Source organism: Micromonospora sp. NPDC053740, assembly GCF_040677775.1.
Classification (GTDB): domain Bacteria; phylum Actinomycetota; class Actinomycetes; order Mycobacteriales; family Micromonosporaceae; genus Micromonospora; species Micromonospora alfalfae.
Genome location: NZ_JBFASO010000003.1, coordinates 597,319 through 615,255, shown reverse-complemented (window position 1 = coordinate 615,255; position 17,937 = coordinate 597,319). Strand labels below are relative to the sequence as shown.

14 protein-coding genes are annotated in these 17,937 nt (G+C 71.4%); 6 read left to right on the top strand and 8 right to left on the bottom strand.

The window, feature by feature from the left end; all coding sequences use genetic code 11:
* Positions 1–3 precede the first annotated feature (3 nt).
* The gene (gene hemL / locus AB0K35_RS11680; RefSeq protein WP_238668691.1) at positions 4–1,341 is read right to left on the bottom strand and encodes a glutamate-1-semialdehyde 2,1-aminomutase; all 1,338 of its coding nucleotides are present in this window, start codon (positions 1,339–1,341) and stop codon (positions 4–6) included.
* Between the two features lie 176 nt (positions 1,342–1,517).
* Here hemL and AB0K35_RS11675 point away from each other — a divergent pair, with 176 nt between their 5' ends.
* A complete protein-coding gene (locus AB0K35_RS11675; protein ID WP_088951070.1) occupies positions 1,518–1,853 on the top strand; it encodes an STAS domain-containing protein in 336 nt (111 codons plus the stop codon).
* A gap of 15 nt (positions 1,854–1,868) precedes the next feature.
* On the opposite strand, the gene AB0K35_RS11670 is transcribed toward AB0K35_RS11675, so the two are convergent.
* Entirely contained in the window at positions 1,869–2,423 is a 555-nt protein-coding gene (locus AB0K35_RS11670) for a response regulator (protein WP_363885072.1), read from the bottom strand.
* Positions 2,420–6,787 (bottom strand): HAMP domain-containing protein, encoded by a 4,368-nt coding sequence (locus AB0K35_RS11665; protein ID WP_238668690.1) that lies wholly within the window; start codon positions 6,785–6,787, stop codon positions 2,420–2,422. Before AB0K35_RS11665 ends, AB0K35_RS11670 begins: the two co-directional genes overlap by 4 nt.
* 294 nt (positions 6,788–7,081) lie before the next feature.
* Between AB0K35_RS11665 and AB0K35_RS11660 the strand changes: the two genes are divergently transcribed.
* Entirely contained in the window at positions 7,082–9,151 is a 2,070-nt protein-coding gene (locus AB0K35_RS11660) for a SpoIIE family protein phosphatase (protein ID WP_363885069.1), read from the top strand.
* 48 nt (positions 9,152–9,199) lie between these two features.
* The gene (locus AB0K35_RS11655; protein WP_363885066.1) at positions 9,200–9,607 is read left to right on the top strand and encodes a hypothetical protein; all 408 of its coding nucleotides are present in this window, start codon (positions 9,200–9,202) and stop codon (positions 9,605–9,607) included.
* Positions 9,608–9,624: 17 nt separating this feature from the next.
* Here the strand turns inward: AB0K35_RS11655 and AB0K35_RS11650 are convergent, their stop codons facing one another.
* Complete coding sequence (locus AB0K35_RS11650) at positions 9,625–10,983, bottom strand: FAD-binding oxidoreductase (RefSeq protein WP_363885063.1); 1,359 nt, start codon at positions 10,981–10,983, stop codon at positions 9,625–9,627.
* A 96-nt stretch (positions 10,984–11,079) separates the two neighbouring features.
* Here AB0K35_RS11650 and AB0K35_RS11645 point away from each other — a divergent pair, with 96 nt between their 5' ends.
* Both AB0K35_RS11645 and AB0K35_RS11640 read left to right on the top strand, forming a co-directional pair.
* Entirely contained in the window at positions 11,080–13,176 is a 2,097-nt protein-coding gene (locus AB0K35_RS11645) for a S9 family peptidase (protein ID WP_238668686.1), read from the top strand.
* Between the two features lie 170 nt (positions 13,177–13,346).
* Positions 13,347–13,532, top strand: coding sequence for a hypothetical protein (locus AB0K35_RS11640; protein WP_238668685.1), 186 nt, complete (start codon positions 13,347–13,349; stop codon positions 13,530–13,532).
* Between the two features lie 28 nt (positions 13,533–13,560).
* On the opposite strand, the gene AB0K35_RS11635 is transcribed toward AB0K35_RS11640, so the two are convergent.
* The 4 genes from AB0K35_RS11635 to AB0K35_RS11620 form a co-directional block, all read right to left on the bottom strand.
* Entirely contained in the window at positions 13,561–15,084 is a 1,524-nt protein-coding gene (locus tag AB0K35_RS11635) for an FtsX-like permease family protein (RefSeq protein WP_363885060.1), read from the bottom strand.
* Entirely contained in the window at positions 15,081–15,782 is a 702-nt protein-coding gene (locus AB0K35_RS11630; protein ID WP_363885057.1) for an ABC transporter ATP-binding protein, read from the bottom strand. Before AB0K35_RS11630 ends, AB0K35_RS11635 begins: the two co-directional genes overlap by 4 nt.
* The gene (locus AB0K35_RS11625; RefSeq protein WP_238668682.1) at positions 15,779–16,315 is read right to left on the bottom strand and encodes a PadR family transcriptional regulator; all 537 of its coding nucleotides are present in this window, start codon (positions 16,313–16,315) and stop codon (positions 15,779–15,781) included. The genes AB0K35_RS11630 and AB0K35_RS11625 overlap by 4 nt, the downstream gene beginning before the upstream one ends.
* A gap of 155 nt (positions 16,316–16,470) precedes the next feature.
* Positions 16,471–17,055 (bottom strand): TIGR03086 family metal-binding protein, encoded by a 585-nt coding sequence (locus tag AB0K35_RS11620; RefSeq protein ID WP_363885055.1) that lies wholly within the window; start codon positions 17,053–17,055, stop codon positions 16,471–16,473.
* Positions 17,056–17,086: 31 nt separating this feature from the next.
* Here AB0K35_RS11620 and AB0K35_RS11615 point away from each other — a divergent pair, with 31 nt between their 5' ends.
* Positions 17,087–17,914, top strand: a complete 828-nt coding sequence (locus tag AB0K35_RS11615) for an AraC family transcriptional regulator (RefSeq protein WP_238668681.1) — start codon at positions 17,087–17,089, stop codon at positions 17,912–17,914.
* Positions 17,915–17,937 lie beyond the last annotated feature (23 nt).

Sequence of the window (17,937 nt, the reverse complement as noted above, 5' to 3'; positions counted from 1 at the left end):
CTTCTACCCCCCGTGACCGGCCGCTGCCGCCGCGTTCGCCGCCGTGGGCAGCGCGTCGGCGATGTGTTCCAGAGCGGCGTCGTCGAGCGCCGCCGACACGAACCACGACTCGAACGCGCTCGGCGGCAGGTAGACGCCAGCGGCGAGCATCGCGTGGAAGAACGCCTTGAACGCCGGCACCTGCTGGGTGCGCGCGCTGTCGTAGTCGACCACGTCGGCGTCGGTGAAGAAGACCGAGAACATGCTGCCCGCGTACGACAGTCGGTGCGGGACCCCGGCGGCGGCCAACGCGTCGGACGCGAGCTTGCCCACGACGGCGGCCGTCTCGTCGAGGCGCTGGTACAACGCGTCGTCGGCGAGCCGCAGGGTCGCCAGGCCGGCGGCGCAGGCCAGCGGGTTACCGGAGAGGGTGCCGGCCTGGTAGACCGGGCCTGCCGGCGCGAGACGCGCCATGATGTCCGCGCGCCCGCCGAACGCCGCGGCGGGCAGGCCACCCCCCATGACCTTGCCGTACGTCCACAGATCGGCGTCGGAGGCGTCGAGGCCGTGCCACCCGGCGCGGGAGACCCGGAACCCGGTCATCACCTCGTCCACCACCAGCAGGGCACCGTGTGCGTGCGCGATCCGGGCGAGCTGCTGGTTGAAGCCGTCGCGGGGGGCCACCACGCCCATGTTGCCGGCTGCGGCCTCGGTGATCACCGCGGCGATGTGCGGGCCCTCGGCGGCGAAGGCCTCCTCGACGGCCCGGATGTCGTTGTACGGAAGCACTATCGTCTCGCTGGCCGCCGCGCCGGTCACGCCGGGCGAGTCGGGCAGGCCCAGGGTGGCCACGCCGGAGCCGGCGGCGGCGAGCAACGCGTCGACGTGGCCGTGGTAGCAGCCGGCGAACTTGATGATCTTCGAGCGGCCGGTGAAGCCACGGGCCAGCCGGATCGCCGACATGGTCGCCTCGGTGCCGGAGTTGACCAGGCGGACCTGCTCGACCGGGGTCCGGGCGACGATCTCGTCGGCCAGCTCCACCTCACCGGGGGTGGGAGTGCCGAAGCTGGTGCCCCGTGCGGCGGCGGCCTGGACGGCCTCCACCACCTCCGGGTGGGCGTGCCCGAGGATCAACGGACCCCAGGAGCAGACCAGATCGACGTAGCGGCGACCGTCGGCGTCGTACAGCCACGGGCCCTCACCACGGACCATGAAACGTGGGGTGCCGCCGACCGCCTGGAAGGCGCGCACAGGGGAGTTCACCCCGCCCGGCACGATGGCGCGGGCGCGGTCGAACAGGGCCTCGGAGGCCGGCGCGTCGGCTGGGTAGCGGCCGGATCCGGCAGGAAAGATGTCGGTCACGATGCCGCCATTGTGACAGCGCCGGACGGTCAACCAGCAGCCACCCCGTGGCGGGGTTACCCGGCTCACCTGCGACCCGCCTCGGTCAACAGCGCCGAAACGGGGCTTGTGGCCTGGACGGCGACGGCTCGCGGCCTCGACAGGCCAGGTCGGTCGGATCGCGCTAGGCTGACCGGGTGGATCGTGCCGAACTGTCCATCACGCTACACCGGACGGGCGACGAAGCAGTCTTGCGCCTGGCCGGTGAGATCGACATGCTCACGGCGGCCCAGCTCTCCACCGTCGTCAACGAGGTGCTGGCCGACCCGCCGCCGAAGATCGTGCTCGACCTCGGCGGCGTCACCTTCTGCGACTCGCAGGGCCTGGGCACCCTTGTCGTGCTCAGCCGCAAGGCCAGCCACGCGCAGAGCCTGCTGATGCTGACGCACGTGGGCGACTTCCTGATCCGCGTGCTGGACATCACCGGCCTGCGCAGCGCCCTGATGATCCGCAACGACCAGCCCACCGGCTGAGCCGCCCCGCCGCCGTCAGGCGGTGTTGCCCCAACGGGCCTGTTCGAGCAGCCGTACCGCCCGGCCGCGGACCTCCGGGTCGTCCGAACGGAGCTGCGCGGTCGCCTCGTCAACCGCGTCGGTGAGCCGCCGCCACTGCGTGTCGCGCTCCCGGACCAGATCCGACTGGGTTGCGAGCTGCCGGGTCTTCACCCACAGCTCGACGAAGACCGACACCTTGGCCCGGAGCACCCACGGGTCGAACGGCTTGGTGAGGTAGTCCACCGCGCCCACCTGGTAACCCCGAAGGGCGAGCTGGGCGTCCCGGTCGGCGGCGGTGAGGAAGATGATCGGCACGTGCCGGGTCCGCTCGCGGCGCTTGATGTGACTCGCCGTCTCGAAGCCGTCCATGTCCGGCATCTGCGCGTCCAGCAGGATCACCGCGAAGTCGTCCACCAGCAGCTGCTTGAGCGCCGCCTCGCCGCTCTCCACCGCCACCGACTGGACCGGCAGCCCCTGGAGGATCGCCTCCAGGGCTGTCAGGTTCTGCCGCCGGTCGTCCACGAGCAGCGCTTTGGCCATCTGGGTCACGAAGTCTCCTCGGTCCGGCTGCCGTTGATCCAGGACGACATCAGTTCGATCAGGTCGTCCAGGTCGACCGGCTTGGTGATGTAGTCGCTGCCCCCGGCAGCGAGGGCCGACTCACGGTCACCCGGCATCGCCTTCGCGGTCAGGAAGACCACCGGAAGGTCGGCGAACCGGTGGTTGCGGCGAATCTGGCGGGTGGTCTCGTAACCATCCTGGTCGGGCATCATGGCGTCCATCAGCACGATGTCCACCTCCGGATGCTCGGCCAGCAGACGGACACCGTCCGCCCCGTTGTCCGAGTACAGCACGGTCATCCCGTGCAGCTCCAACGCGCTGGTCAAGGCGAAGACGTTGCGGACGTCGTCATCCACGATCAGCACCGTGGCACCGTCCAGTTGACGGGTGGCCGGCGCCTCCGGCCGTTCCGACAGCAGTTCCAGCGGCGGCATCAGCAGCGACGACGGCAGCCCGGCGCGCTGCGGCGACGGAGTCTGCGGCGCGACCACCGCGTCCGGGGCCAGCACCTGCGGCACGAACAGGGTGAAGGTCGAGCCCTGACCGGGCGCGGACGAGACGGTGATGGTGCCGCCGATCAGTCGGGCCAGATCGCGGCTGATCGACAGGCCCAGGCCGGTGCCGCCGTACCGGCGACTGGTAGTGCCGTCGGCCTGCTGGAACGCCTCGAAGATGATCGACAGCTTGTCGTCGGAGATGCCGATCCCGGTGTCGATCACGGTGAACGCGATCACCTGCTGGGCGTTCGTCAGCGCCGGCACGTCGAAGACCGCGTTCTCCGCGGCCGGGGCGATCCGCAACGTCACGGCCCCGTTGTCGGTGAACTTCACAGCATTGGAGAGCAGGTTGCGCAGGATCTGCTGCAACCGCTGCGCGTCGGTCACCAACGCCGGCGGCAGATCCTTGCTGACCCGTACCTGGAAGTCCAGGTTCTTCTCCTCGGCCTGCGGCGCGAACGCCTGCTCCACGTAGCCGCGCAGCTCGGTGAAGCGGATCTCGGTCGGCTCGACGTCCATCCGGCCCGCCTCGATCTTGGACAGGTCGAGGATGTCGTCGATCAGTCGCAGCAGGTCGGAGCCGGACCCGTGGATGGTCCGGGCGAACTCGATCTGCTTCGGGCTGAGGTTCTGCTCCGAGTTCTCGGCCAGCAGACGGGCCAGCAGCAGCAACGAGTTCAGCGGGGTCCGCAGCTCGTGGCTCATGTTGGCCAGGAACTCCGACTTGTACGCCGATGCCCGGGTCAGCTGCTGCGCCTTCTCCTCCAGGCCCAGCCGCGCCAGCTCGATCTCCCGGTTCTTCGTCTCGATGTTGCCCTTCTGCTCGGACAGCAGAGTGGCCTTCTCCTCCAGCTCGGCGTTGGTGCGCTGCAACTCCGCCGACTGCTCCTGCATCTCGTGGGCCAGCCGCTGCGACTGGGCCAGCAGCTCCTCCGTACGCCGGTTGGCCTGGATGGTGTTGACGGCGATGCCGATGGTGAGCACCAACCGCTCCAGGAACGACAGGTGCAGTTCGGAGAAGGCCGACACACTGGCGAACTCGATCACCCCGAGCAGCTCGCCCTCGAACAGGACGGGGAGCACCACCAGGTCGGACGGGGGTGTCTCGGCCAGGCCGGACCGCAGGGTGAGCCGACTGTTCGGGGAGGCGCTGACCCGGATCGTGCGACGGGAGAGCGCTGTCTGCCCGACCAGCCCCTCACCCGGCCCGAAGGTGACGTCGTGCCCCCGCGCCACGTACCCGTACGAGGAGGTCAGCCGCAGCCGCATGCTGCCGTCTGTGTCGTCGGCCAGGAAGAAGGCGCCGAGCTGGGCGTCGACCAGCGGGGTCACCTCCGTCATGATCATGCGGCAGACCTCGCCGAGGTCGCGCTGGCCCTGCAGGAGGCCGCCGATCCGGGCGAGGTTGGAGTCCAGCCAGCCCTGCTCGGCGTTCTTCTTTGTCGTCTCCCGAAGGGTGACGATCATCTGGTTGATGTTGTCCTTCAGCTCGGCGACCTCGCCCTGCGCCTTGACAGCGATCCGCTGGGTCAGGTCGCCCCGGGTCACCGAGGTGGACACCTGGGCGATGGCCCGCAACTGCGTGGTCAGCGTCGAGGCGAGCTGGTTGACGTTCTCGGTGAGGTCGCGCCAGGTGCCGGAGACGCCCTTCACCTGCGCCTGGCCGCCGAGCTTGCCCTCGATACCGACCTCGCGGGCCACCCGGGTCACCTCGTCGGCGAACGACGACAGCTGGTCGACCATCGTGTTGACAGTCGACTTCAGCTCCAGGATCTCGCCCTGGGCGTCCACGGTGATCTTCTGCGACAGGTCACCCTTCGCCACGGCGGTGGTCACCGAGGCGATGTTGCGGACCTGGCTGGTCAGGTTCGACGCCATCGAGTTCACGTTGTCGGTCAGATCCCGCCACGTGCCGGAAACGCCCTTCACCTGCGCCTGACCGCCGAGCTTGCCCTCGGTGCCCACCTCGCGCGCGACCCGGGTCACCTCGTCGGCGAACGACGACAACTGGTCGACCATCGTGTTGACAGTCGACTTCAATTCCAGGATCTCGCCCCGCGCGTCCACCGTGATCTTCTGCGACAGGTCACCCTTCGCCACAGCGGTGGAGACCTGGGCGATGTTGCGGACCTGGGCGGTCAGGTTCGACGCCATCGAGTTCACGTTGTCGGTCAGGTCCCGCCACGTGCCGGCGACCCCGCGCACCTGCGCCTGACCGCCCAACTTGCCCTCGGTGCCCACCTCACGCGCGACCCGGGTCACCTCGTCGGCGAACGACGACAACTGATCGACCATCGTGTTGACAGTCGACTTCAACTCCAGGATCTCGCCCCGCGCGTCCACCGTGATCTTCTGCGACAGGTCACCCTTCGCCACAGCGGTGGTCACCGAGGCGATGTTGCGGACCTGGCTGGTCAGGTTCGACGCCATCGAGTTCACGTTGTCGGTCAGATCCCGCCAGGTGCCCGAGACACCCTTCACCTGCGCCTGACCGCCCAGGTTGCCCTCGGTGCCCACCTCACGGGCCACCCGGGTCACCTCGTCGGCGAACGACGACAACTGGTCGACCATGGTGTTGACGGTGTTCTTCAGCTCCAGGATCTCGCCCTGGGCGTCCACGGTGATCTTCTGCGACAGGTCACCCTTCGCCACGGCGGTGGAGACCTGGGAGATGTTGCGGACCTGGCTGGTCAGGTTGCCGGCCAACTGGTTGACGTTCTCGGTGAGGTCCCGCCAGGTGCCGGAGACGCCGCGCACCTGGGCCTGACCACCCAACTTGCCCTCGATGCCCACCTCACGCGCGACCCGGGTCACCTCGTCGGCGAACGACGACAACTGGTCCACCATCGTGTTGACGGTGTCCTTCAGCTCCAGGATTTCGCCCTGCGCCGCCACCGTGATCTTCTGCGACAGGTCGCCGCGCGCCACAGCAGTGGAGACCTGGGCGATGTTACGGACCTGGGCGGTCAGGTTCGACGCCATCGAGTTGACGCTGTCGGTCAGGTCCTTCCAGGTGCCTGCCACGTTCGGCACCTCGGCCTGGCCGCCCAACTTGCCCTCGGTGCCCACCTCACGGGCCACCCGGGTCACCTGCTCGGCGAAGAGCCGCAGCGTGTCGGTGAGGTAGTTCATCGTGGCGGCCAGCTCGGCCACCTCACCACGCGCGCTGACCGTGATCTTCTGCGACAGGTCACCCTTGGCCACCGCCGTCGCCACCTGCGAGATCGACCGCACCTGGCCGGTCAGGTTCGACGCCATGGTGTTCACCGAGTCGGTGAGGTCCTTCCAGGTGCCGGCGACGCCCCGCACGTCGGCCTGGCCACCCAACTTGCCCTCGGTGCCCACCTCACGGGCCACCCGGGTCACCTCGTTGGAGAACGACGACAGCTGGTCCACCATCGTGTTCACAGTGCGCCCGATGCGCAGGTACTCACCGCGCAGCGGCCGACCGTCGATCTCCAACGCCATGTGCTGGGACAGGTCACCGTCGGCGACCGCCACGATCACCCGGGCGATCTCGGTGGTCGGTCGACCCAGGTCGTCGATCAGCGAGTTGATCGCCCGCTGCCCCTCCGCCCACGAGCCGTCCAACCCCTCGTCGTCGAGCCGCTCGGTGAGCCGGCCGTCGCGACCGACGATCCGGCTGATCCGCCGCAGGTCCAGGTACTGCCGCTCCTGGAGCGAGACCACCTCGTTGAAGGCGTCCGCCACCTCACCGGCCGCGCCGGCCCGGCGGGGAAGCCGGACCTTCAGGTCACCGCGCCCGATCCGTCGCAGTGCCTCGGCCAACTCACCGAGGAGCGCCTCGTGGTCGGACGCGGACGGATCCGCCACCGACTGCTTCGACGTGGTCATCATTCCTCGCTCAACTCGGGGGGCGCCGGTCCGTGCGGGCACACCGGCACCCCATATTGTGCCCGCGCGCGCCGTGGTGCCAGGGTGCGCGACCCGCCAGGTGGCATCGATCGCCCGTCGACCCGCCCGATCAGGGTCGAGCCGGCACGGCGCGCCGCAAACCTCGCCCGACTCCCGGACCGTTCGTTTCGACGCGTCGACCAGCCCCCTGCCGCCGGTGCCGCTGACCGACGCGACAGCCCGCGATCGGTGATCGGCTTGGCACCCGGCAGGGAGACGGTGGAGGATACGGGGGTGTCAGCCGAGGCGGGGCCCGCGACGGCCGGGGCCCGGGACGGGGCCGTCCGGCGTGTGCGGCTGCCCGCCGACCGCCGTACGCCGGCCGCCGCCCGCGCCGTGGTCCGCTCGGTGTTGACCGAGTCACACCTCGACGAACTGGCCAACGAGGCGCTGCTGCTCACCACCGAGCTGACCACCAACGCCGTCGAGCACGCCCGTACCGAACTGGACATCGAGGTCGTCGCGGACGAGATCGGGCTGACCGTCACCGTCTCCGACTTCGCCCCCGGTTCCGGCGACGAGCTGACAGTCGGCGACCGCAACGACTCCACCGAGATCAACGAGGTCTCCGTGCGGGGCCGGGGCCTGTTGCTGGTCGACCACTTCGCCAGCCGCTGGGGCACCACGTACCTGCCCACCGGAAAGGGCGTCTGGTTCCGGCTGGACCGCCCCGGCGCCGGCCCGCCCTCCAGCGGGACCATCGGCGAATCGACACCGGCCAACGCCGGCCCAAGAACGAGCACCGACGGGTCCGCGCCGAGCGCCAGCGCGATGAGCGAACTCATGCAGACAGCCCCCGACCTGTACGGGGACGACCCGTTGCCCGACTTCGCCACCAGCCTGCTCAGCCGGGTCGCCGAGATGGTGGGCGCAGCCGGCGGCACCATCCGCCTGGACCGGGGCGACGGGCAGGGCAGCCAGGTGCTGGCCCGCTTCGGTCGGCCGCCCCGCCCCGGCAGCGACCTGCTCCGGGTGCCACTGACTGTGCACCGCCCGTACGCCGGGGAGTTGGAGTTGGACGCCGCGCCGTCGGCGTACGCCCAACCGTTGGCGGTGCTCACCGCCGAGCGGCTGTCGCTGCACCTGGAGAACGACCGGCTGCGCCGGGCCGACGTCCGCCGGCAGGTGTGGCTTACCTTCCTGGCCGAGGCGAGCGAACTGCTGGCCCAGTCGCTCGACGTCGACCTGACCATGGCGCTGGTGCCGCAGTTGGTGGTGCCGCGACTCGGTCAGTGGTGCGCTGTGCACACCGCCGACGAATGGGGTCGGCTCCGGCTGGCGGCTGCCAGCCACGCCGACGAGTCGATGCTTCCGCAGTTGCACAAGGTGCTGGCGGAGACCGGGCCGGATTCGATCCAGGCCCGTCTCCGCGAGGCGTCCCGCAGCGCGGCGCAGATCCCCCTGGGCGGGCCGATGGAGGGTTTCGCCGTCCCGCTGATCGCCCGCGGGCAGCGGCTCGGGACCCTGGCGGTGGGGCGGCACCAGCGGCACCGGCACGACCCGGACGAGGTGGCCGTGTTGGAGGACGTGGCTCGACGGGCCGCGCTGGCCATCGAGAACGCCCGGATCCACGCCGAACGCCGTCGGGTGGCGCAGACGCTCCAGCAGTCTCTGCTGCCGCCGGTGCTGCCGCTTGTGGACGGGATCGGTTTCGCCGCCGAGTACGTCCCGACCGGCGACGACGCCGAGGTGGGTGGCGACTTCTACGACGTGGTGCCGCTGCCCGACGGGCGCTGGCTGGTGGTGATCGGTGACGTCTCGGGCAAGGGTGTCCAGGCCGCCGCGGTGACCGGGCTGGTCCGGGACGTGATCCGGGTGCTGGTCGGCGACGGCAAACCGTTACCCGAGGCGCTGGCGCGGCTCAACGAGACGCTTGTCGAGCGCGGTGGCGGTCGCTACTGCACGCTGGCCCTGGCAGCGGTCGGGCGCGAGGGTGACCAGTTGGACGTCTCACTGCACCTCGCCGGGCACGACCGGCCGGTGCTGCTCGCCGCAGCGGGCGGCGCCGGGTTCGTCGGCACCGGCGGCACCGCGCTCGGCCTGCTCGACACGATCACCTCGCCGACGGCGGAGATCACGCTCGCACCGGGCGATTCGCTGATCTTCTACACCGATGGCGTCACCGAGCGGAGGCGCGGCCGGGAGCTGTTCGGCACCGACCGGCTGCGGGACGCCGCCGCTCCCCTGGCCGGATATTCGGCCGACGTGGTGGCCGCCCGGCTGCGCGCCGCGGCGATCAACTTCTCGGTCGAGCCACCCCGGGACGACATCGCCGTCCTGGTGCTCCGCAACGACGCGACCTGACCGCAGCGCGGCCAACGGCTATCGGGTCCGCTCGGTAGATTGACGACCATGTCGAGTGCCGCGCAGGTCACGTCGTACTCCCGGCCGTTTGTCCGGGCCCTGATCGTCGCGCAGTTCGCGACCATCGGCGGGTTCCTCGCCGTGCTGCTGCTCTACGTCGGTCAGATGGCGAGCGCCGGCGTCGGCCCGGCCGAGATGCTGACCGGCGCGTACGACCCGAAGGACATGGCCTTCTTCGGGCTGCTCCACCCCGTGGTGGCGGTGCTCTACCTGACGGGTGCTGTGCTCGGGCTGCCGTTGGCGATCGTCGCGGTGGCGCTGGTCGTCCGGGAGCGCGAGGCCCTGCCCCGGGCAACCCGGTCACTGCTGCTGGCCGGGGCGGCCGGCAGCCTGCTGGTGCTGGTGGCCCGCCTCACCCCGCCGCTGCTGGACATGCACCGGTGGTGGCTGGACTGAGCACGGCCGGCCGGGCCTCACAGGCCGCCGGGGAGCCGCCCGGGCGCGAGCCGGTGCTCCGGATCGAGGTGCCGCTTCGCGGCCCGCAACTGGGCCAGGCCGGCCAACTCGCCCCAGAGGTCGACCGCCTGGCGGACCGCCGCCGGAGCGGAGACCACCACGCAGCGGCCCTGCCGGGCCAGCAGCACCCCTCGGACGGCGGCCAGGATGGACGCCACCCGGTCGGCTGCCAGCGCCCCGGGCAACGCCGCGTGCACCACGCCCAGCCCGGCGGACCCACGTATCGGCACCGGCGCTCCGGCCGCGTCGCGTAGCGCGTAGACGGCGGCGTGCAGGTCGCCGATCGGCACCTCCAGGCGCAGCGCCGTGTCACCCGGCGCGAACGGGTAGCGGCGCCACCACGTCGGCGCGGAGTGCGCGATCGTGGCCTCCCCGTGCAGCAGGCCGACAAGCCGCTCGGCACGCTCGGTGACGTCGGCGGGGCCGCCTTCCAGCAGCACCACCAGGCTGCCGGCCCGGGACGGGACGCCGGCCCGGCCGGACATCGACGGATGGCGCTCCCGGGCGGTGGCCGCCGGGTGACCGGGCGGGTACGGCGTACGTGGGCGGGGGGTGCCTCCGGGCAGGTCCAGCTCGATGGCCGCCGGCTCCAGCCGAGCGGCGAGGATCGTCCGGACCAGGTCGTGCACCTCCAACGGCGTCCACACCGGGCGGGACACCCAGAGCCTGCTCGCCGGCACCGGCTGCACCCGCAGGCTCGCCGACACCAGCACGCCGAGCGCGCCCTGGGAGCCGCAGAGCAGGCGGGCCAGGTCGAGCCCGGGCGCGCCACCGCCGACGCTGGTCAGCTCGCCGTCGGCGGCGAGGTAACGCACACCGAGAAGTTGGTCGCAGGGGCTGCCGTGGCGGTGGCGCAGCGGGCCGGCCTCGCCGGCGGCGAGCACGCCGCCCACTGTCGCGCCGGGTGAGGGGGCGTCCATCGCGAGCCGCTGGCCGGTGCGCTCCAGGGTGGCCTGCACCGCCCGCAGTGGAGTGCCGGCCCCCACCTCGGTCACCAGCGAGTCGACCGGCTCGTGACCGATGCCGGCCAGTCGGCCGGTGTCGAGCAGGATGTCGACCTGAACGGGGGCGGCACCCCAGTCGATCTTCGTGCCCGCGCCTCGGGGCACCACCGCCAGATCGTGCACGGCGGCCAGCCGCAGCACCTCGGCGGCGGCGTGCGGGCCACCCGGGACGGCCACCCAACGCGCCGGTCGCCCCGCCACCTCGTCGGCCGGCCCGGCCAGCCGGGAGAACGGTGGACCGCAGATCGCCGCCAACCGCCGGGTGATCTCAAGGGCTCCGGACCGGCCGAGGGAACTCGCTGCTGCCGCCATGCCGGCCATCGTACATGTGTTCTAAAGTCGCGGTGGCGAGTATCGGGATGCCGCTGGTCCGGCGCGCTGCGGCTGCCGGCCGGTAACGTGGCCGCCGTGACCACCGAGACTGCCCCGCCCGCGGCGAAGCGGGTGCCCAGCGAGCGCACCCACCACGGCGACACCGTCGTCGACGAGTACGCCTGGCTCGCCGCCAAGGACGACCCGGAGACGATCGCCTACCTGACCGCCGAGAACGAGTACACCGACGCGCGCACCGCACACCTGGCCGACCTGCGCGCCGACCTGTTCGAGGAGACTCGCCGACGCACCCAGGAGACCGACCTGTCCGTGCCGACCCGCAAGGGCGGGCACTGGTACTACACCCGGACGGTCGAGGGGCAACAGTACGGAGTGCAGTGTCGCCGGGCAGTCCGCGACGGTGAGACCGACCCGCCGGTCAGCGCGGACGGCGCCCCGCTCGACGGCGAGGAGGTGCTGCTCGACGGCAACCTGCTGGCCGAGGGGCACGACTTCCTCTCGCTCGGCGCGTTCGACGTCAGCCCGGACGGACGCTGGCTGGCCTACTCCACCGACTTCTCCGGTGACGAACGCTTCACCCTGCGGGTGAAGGACCTGACCACCGGCGAGCTGCTGCCGGACGAGGTGCCGGACACCTTCTACGGCACCGCCTGGTCGTCCGACGCCTCGGTGCTGTTCTACGTGACAGTGGACGACGCCTGGCGGCCGAACCGGGTCTGGCGGCACACCATCGGCTCCGCAGCAGCCGACGACGTGGTCGTCCACCAGGAGGACGACGAGCGGTTCTGGGTGGGGGTGGAGCTGACCCGGTCGGAGAAGTTCATCCTCATCGACGTGCACAGCAAGGTGACCAGCGAGGTGCTGGTGATCCCCGCCGGCAACCCGACCGGCGCGCCGGCCGTGATCGCCCCCCGCCGACAGGGCGTCGAATACACGGTCGAGCACCACGGCCACCGTTTCCTGATCCTGCACAACGACGGCGCGGAGGACTTCGCGCTGGCGTTCACCTCGGCGGACGTACCAGGCGACTGGGTTCCGCTGATCGAGCACACCCCCGGCACCCGACTGGAAGCCGTCGACGCCTTCGCCAACCACCTGGTGGTGTCGCTGCGCACCGAGGGGCTCACCGGGCTGCGGGTGCTGCCGGTGGGCAGTGACGACGGGTACGACATCGACTTCCCCGAGCCGCTGTACAGCGTCGGGTTGGACGCCAACCCGGAGTACCGCACCGGCCAGGTCCGGCTGCGCTACTCCTCGCTGATCACCCCCGACTCGGTGTACGACTACGACCTGGTCACCCGGCAGATGGTGCTGCTCAAGCAGAAGCCGGTGCTGCCCGGTCCGGACGGGCGACCGTACGACCCGGCCGAGTACGAGCAGCACCGCGACTGGGCACTCGCCGACGACGGCACCCGGGTGCCGATCTCACTGGTCTGCCGCGTCGGCACCCCCCGGGACGGCTCGGCGCCCTGCGAGTTGTACGGCTACGGCTCGTACGAGGCCAGCATGGACCCGTGGTTCTCGGTGGCCCGACTGTCCCTGTTGGACCGGGGTGTGGTCTTCGCCGTGGCGCACATCCGGGGCGGCGGCGAGCTGGGCCGGCGGTGGTACGACCAGGGCAAGCTGCTGGCCAAGAAGAACACCTTCACCGATTTCGTGGCATGCGCCCAGCACCTCGTCAAGGCCGGCTGGACGTCCAGCGACCGGCTGGTCGCCCGGGGCGCCTCGGCCGGTGGCCTGCTGATGGGCGCTGTGGCCAACCTCGCGCCGGAAGCGTTCACCGGGATCGTGGCGCAGGTGCCGTTCGTGGACGCGCTCACGTCGATCCTCGACCCGTCGCTGCCGCTGACAGTCACCGAGTGGGAGGAGTGGGGCAACCCCCTCGACGACCCCGAGGTGTACGCGTACATGAAGTCCTACACGCCGTACGAGAACGTGGCCGCCGTGGACTATCCAGCGATCCTCGCGGTGACCAGCCTCAACGACACCCGGGTGCTCTACTCGGAGCCGGCGAAGTGGATCGCCCGACTGCGGGCGGTGGCACCGAGCGGCGACTACCTGCTGAAGACCGAGATGGGTGCCGGGCACGGCGGCCCGAGCGGTCGCTACGACTCCTGGCGCGAGGAGGCGTTCATCAACGCCTGGATCCTGGACCGCATCGGCCGGGCCTGACCCGTTGGGTCGCGGTGATCGCGCCCGATCCCGGAGGTGGTCCGTCCCCTCGGTCGTCGAGAGGGCGCCACTTCCCTGATCGGGCGCGATCACCGGCGGGTCGCGGGTGGCGGGCGCCGCGCGCCCGGTGTTCCCGGGTCGCAGCGGATGTCGCGGCCTAGACTTCCGGGGTGACCGGGGCTACGGATGGTGACGGCGGGGCCGCCGAGGAGGGCCGCCGTCCGAGCGTGGCGGCGGTGGCGCGGGATCGCCGGGTCTGGCTGATCCTCGCTGTGGTCGCCGGCCTGCTGGTCTGCTGTTGTTCGGCAGTGGTCGGCACCTTTATCGCACTCTCCTCCGGCCTGCTCGCCGCCTGACCCGGCCGGGCGGCGGGTTCGGCTCGACTCAGGTCGTCCGCAGCTCGTCCAGGGCGGTGCTGACGCGCAGGAAGAGCAGGCCGACGCCGATCGTCACCAGCACCGCGGCCAACGCGCCGGCGCCGAGCCACGCCAGGTGCTCCAGAGGTACGGGAACGGCGCGCTGCACCTCGGGAATGTGCACGATCCGGTTGTACTGTGCGCTGGTGGCAGGGTCCGCACAGAGCGCTGCCGTGGCCTCGCAGATCATCGCCGACCCGCCGCCCGCCGACACCTCCGCCGCGGCAAGCCCTCGGCCGAGCAGCGTGCCCACTGTGAGCGCGAGCAGGATCGCCGGTACGGCCGGCGCCAACGCCTGCCAGGCCACCGAACGGCTCAGCGTGGCGCGGGGCACCCCGGTGGCGACCAACGCGGCGTAGGCGCGTCGGCGGGCGACGATCCCCTCGACCAGCGCGACGATCAGCCCGCCCGTCGCGATCAGGATGGCCACGGCAATCGCGCCATCGACGTAATCCATTGTGGACAGGTAGAAGGGGTTGGTGCCACCGTCCAACCCGGCGACCCGGTTCTGCTCCCGCTCAAGCTGGTCCTTGGCCCCGAAGTAGGCCCGCTGGGCGGCCGCACCCCCGCCGAAGATCAGGGCGGCGAGCAGCGCCGCGAACGTGCGGCTACCCGCCCACGGGTCGGCCATCAGCCGGCCCGCCGCGAGCAGGACAGCCGGACCCCTGGCGTGCCGGCGCAACAACCGCCCGCAGTGGTACGACAGCCAGCCGGTGCCGATCACCACCCCGACCATCGCCGCGAGCGCACCCCCCGCGAACAACAGCGGCACCAGCCAGGTCAGCCCTCCGTCGTCGTCGATCGAATTCACCACCGGGCGGATCACCGCGAACGAGGCCACGCCGAACCCGATCAGGAGCCCCGCCCACGGACCCGGACCACGCTCGCGGGCGGCCTTGCGGGTCACCCCGAGCGGGCTGGTGGTGACAGTACGAAGCATCAGGACGGTGGCCAGCGCCGCCACAACCGGCAGACCGAGCACCACTCCGGCCAGCGCGCCGGTCGACGGCAGGACGTCGGTGGGCAGGGCCAGTCGACCTTGCGCGTCCGGGCGGTGCAGCAGATCGCGGCCGACCAGATAGACACCCAGCCCGACGAGCGTGCCGAGCAGAGCGGCCACGCCGGTCTCCAGCACCACCAGCCGGGTGACCTGCCCGGGCGTGGCGCCGGCCAACCGGAGCGCGGCCAACCGGCGGTCCCGTGCCGGTGCGCCGAGCCGGGCGCACTGACCGGCCAGCGCCAGCACCGGGATCATCAGCATCAGCAGCGCGAACGCCGTGCCACCGCGCAACCCGGGCTCGCGCAGCAGCGCGTTGCGGTACTGCTCCGACTGGGCCCAGGCGTCGCCGGCGGGCTTCTCGATGGCCAACACGGTGAGCGCCGTGAGCCCGGCCAGGGTCGCCAGCAGGGCGCTGAGCGCGGTGAGGACCACCCGGGCGGTGTCGGTGCGGGTGCCGGCGAGCGCGAGGCGGAGCAGAGTCGTCGGTCTCAACGGGCACCGCCGGCCAGCGGCACGTCGAGCCCCAGGCCGGTGTGGTCCACCAGGCCGTCGCGCAGCACGATCTCCCGATCCGCGTACGCGGCGATCCGCGGCTCGTGGGTGACCAGCACGACGGCGGTGCGCTGCTCGCGGGCGAGCCGGACCAGTTGGGTGAGGACCTGCTCGCCGGCGAGCGTGTCCAGTGCGCCGGTCGGCTCGTCGGCGAAGAGCACCCGAGGCTCGGTCACCAGCGCCCGCGCCGTGGCGCAGCGTTGCTGCTGACCCCCGGACATCTCACCCGGCCGGACGTCGGCCACCTCGGCCACCCCGAACCGCTCCAGCCAGGTGAGCGCCGCCGTCCGTGCCTCTCGCCGCCCCGTGCCGGCGAGGAGCAGGGGCAGGGCGACGTTCTCGGCAGCGGTCAACTCGGCCACCAGTTGACCGAACTGGAACAGCACCCCGAACTCGGTGCGCCGCAGCCGGGACCGGGCCGACTCCGACCAGGTGTCGATGCGGTGCCCACGCCAGGTGACCTCGCCGACGTCCGGCCGGAGAATCCCGGCCAGGCAGTGCAGCAGGGTCGACTTGCCGCAGCCACTCGGCCCGGTGACGGCGACGATCTCGCCCTCCGCCACCTCGAGCGTCACGCCGCGCAGCGCCGGCGTCGGGCCGTACGCCCGAACCACGCCGCGAGCCTGGAGTTGCGTCACGGATGCACCTCCCGGTGCCAGTCGGCGACCCGGCCCAGGGTGGCGTGCAGCCACCGCAGATCCGCGTCGAGGTGGGCGATCGCGAAATCGGCTGCTACCACGTCGCTGAGGGTGGCGGCCGGGTCACCCTTGACCGTGGTCAGCTCACGCAGCCGTGCGGTGTGCGCGGCCCGCTGGGCGACCAGGTACGACCGGGCCCGATCGACATCGGCGACCAGCAGCGCCACGACCACCTTGGCGAAGAGCGTGCTGGCCACGTACGGCATTGGTGCTTCCACAGTGGACAGCCACTGGTCCAGTGCGTCCCGCCCCTGGTCGGTCAGCGCGTACGCGGTGCGATCCGGCCCGCCCACCCGGTCCTGCCCGGCGGAAGCCACCAGCCCGTCACGTTCGAGGCGGCCGAGAGTGGCGTAGACCTGCCCGAAGGCCAGCGGCCGAGCCCTCGGCAGCCGCTCGTCGTGCGCACGCTTCAGCTCGTACCCGTGCCGGCTGCCCCCAGCGAGCAGCCCGAGCAGAACATGCGGCGTGGACACCCCGCCCACTATTCACCCAGCGAATACCCAAGTCAACAACCCCCACCCCACCCACCCCTCCCGCTGTTGATCATGAAGTTATTGCGCCGACACGCCGCGACAGATGGCAATAACTTCATGATCAACGGAGTGGGGTTGGGGGTGGGGGGGTGGGGTTAGGGGGTTTGGGGCCAGGTGGGGGTGCGGCCGGTTTGGGTTAGGAGGTGGGTCAGGTCGGGGGGCAGGTCGGGGGTTGGGATGGGGGTGGGTAGTGGGTCGGCGAAGACGCCCATCTTGCGGGCGGTGGGACCCAACCGCTCCACCAGCGCGTGCAGCTCGGCCACCGCCTCCGGAGCTGGGTGGTACGGCTGGCCGGTGGCGACCGCGAGATCCCAGCCGTGCACTGTCAGGTCCAGCAGGGCCATGCCGCCGATGACTGGTTGCGGCATACCCATGCCCGGTGACACGCCCTCCAGTGTGGACGGGTCCGACCAGGCGGTCACCAACCGGCCGACCTCCACCTCGAAGCGGTCCCGCCAGCCGTCACCCAGGTGGTCGGGCTTCTCGGCCCACTCCACCTGACGCTTCTCGGCCAGGTCCTGAAAGTTGACCACCACCTGGAAGAGGTGATTGAGCAGATCACGGACCAGGTAGTCGCTGCACGGGGTGGGCAGGTCCAGTTGGTCGTCGGAGACACCCCGTACGACATCGACGGTTCGCGGCGCGGCGGCCGCCAGCAGCTCGCTAGTCTGAGTGGACATAGGGCCAGCGTATGAGGGTGGTCTTGAACAAATGCGACAGCGACCGCGTGGCGACAGCCGGGGGATTCTCGACCCCGGGCGCCTGTTGCGCGAGATGCGCTTCCGCCGACACCTGCCGGCTAAGTCGCTACGCCAGTGGGTCGAGCACTACTGGTTGATCGACTGGGCGTTGAGCGCGCCGTTCGAGCAGCGGGTCGTGCCGCACCCGGCGGTGAACGTCGTGTTCCGACGGGACGACGACGGGCCCGAGTCCGGCGAGGTGGCCGGGGTGGGCCGCGATCTGTTCCGGATCACGCTCAGTGGCACCGGCCGGGTGTCCGGTGTGCAGTTCCGCCCCGGCGGCTTCCACCCGTTCTGGCGGCGCGCGGTCAGTGAGCTGACCGGCCGTAGGGTGCCGCTGCCCGCCGGCCGGCTGACCCACCCCGACGTCCCGGTGGGCGCGGGCACGTCCCCGGGAGCACCCACCTCGGCGGCCGGCGACGACGAGCGCTGCCGGGCGCTGGACACCCTCCTCACCGCCTGGCAACCGGAGCCGGACCCGATGGCCGAGGAGGCTGTCCGACTGGCCGAGGCGATCCGTACCGACCGGACGGTGCTGCGCGTCGACGACTTCGCCGCGCGGCACGACGTTCCGGTCCGCCGGTTGCAGCGGCTCTTCATCGAGTACGTGGGGGTCGGGCCGAAGTGGGTGATCCGCCGCTACCGGCTCCAGGAGGCTGTCGAACAGGCCGCTGGTGGCCCCCTGAGCTGGGCTGACCTCGCCGCCGACCTCGGCTACAGCGACCAGGCCCACCTGGTCCGCGACTTCACCGCCGTCGCCGGGGTGTCCCCCGCCGCGTACGCCCGCTCGGTGCGCTGAGCAAGCCGAGGAGCTGACAGCGC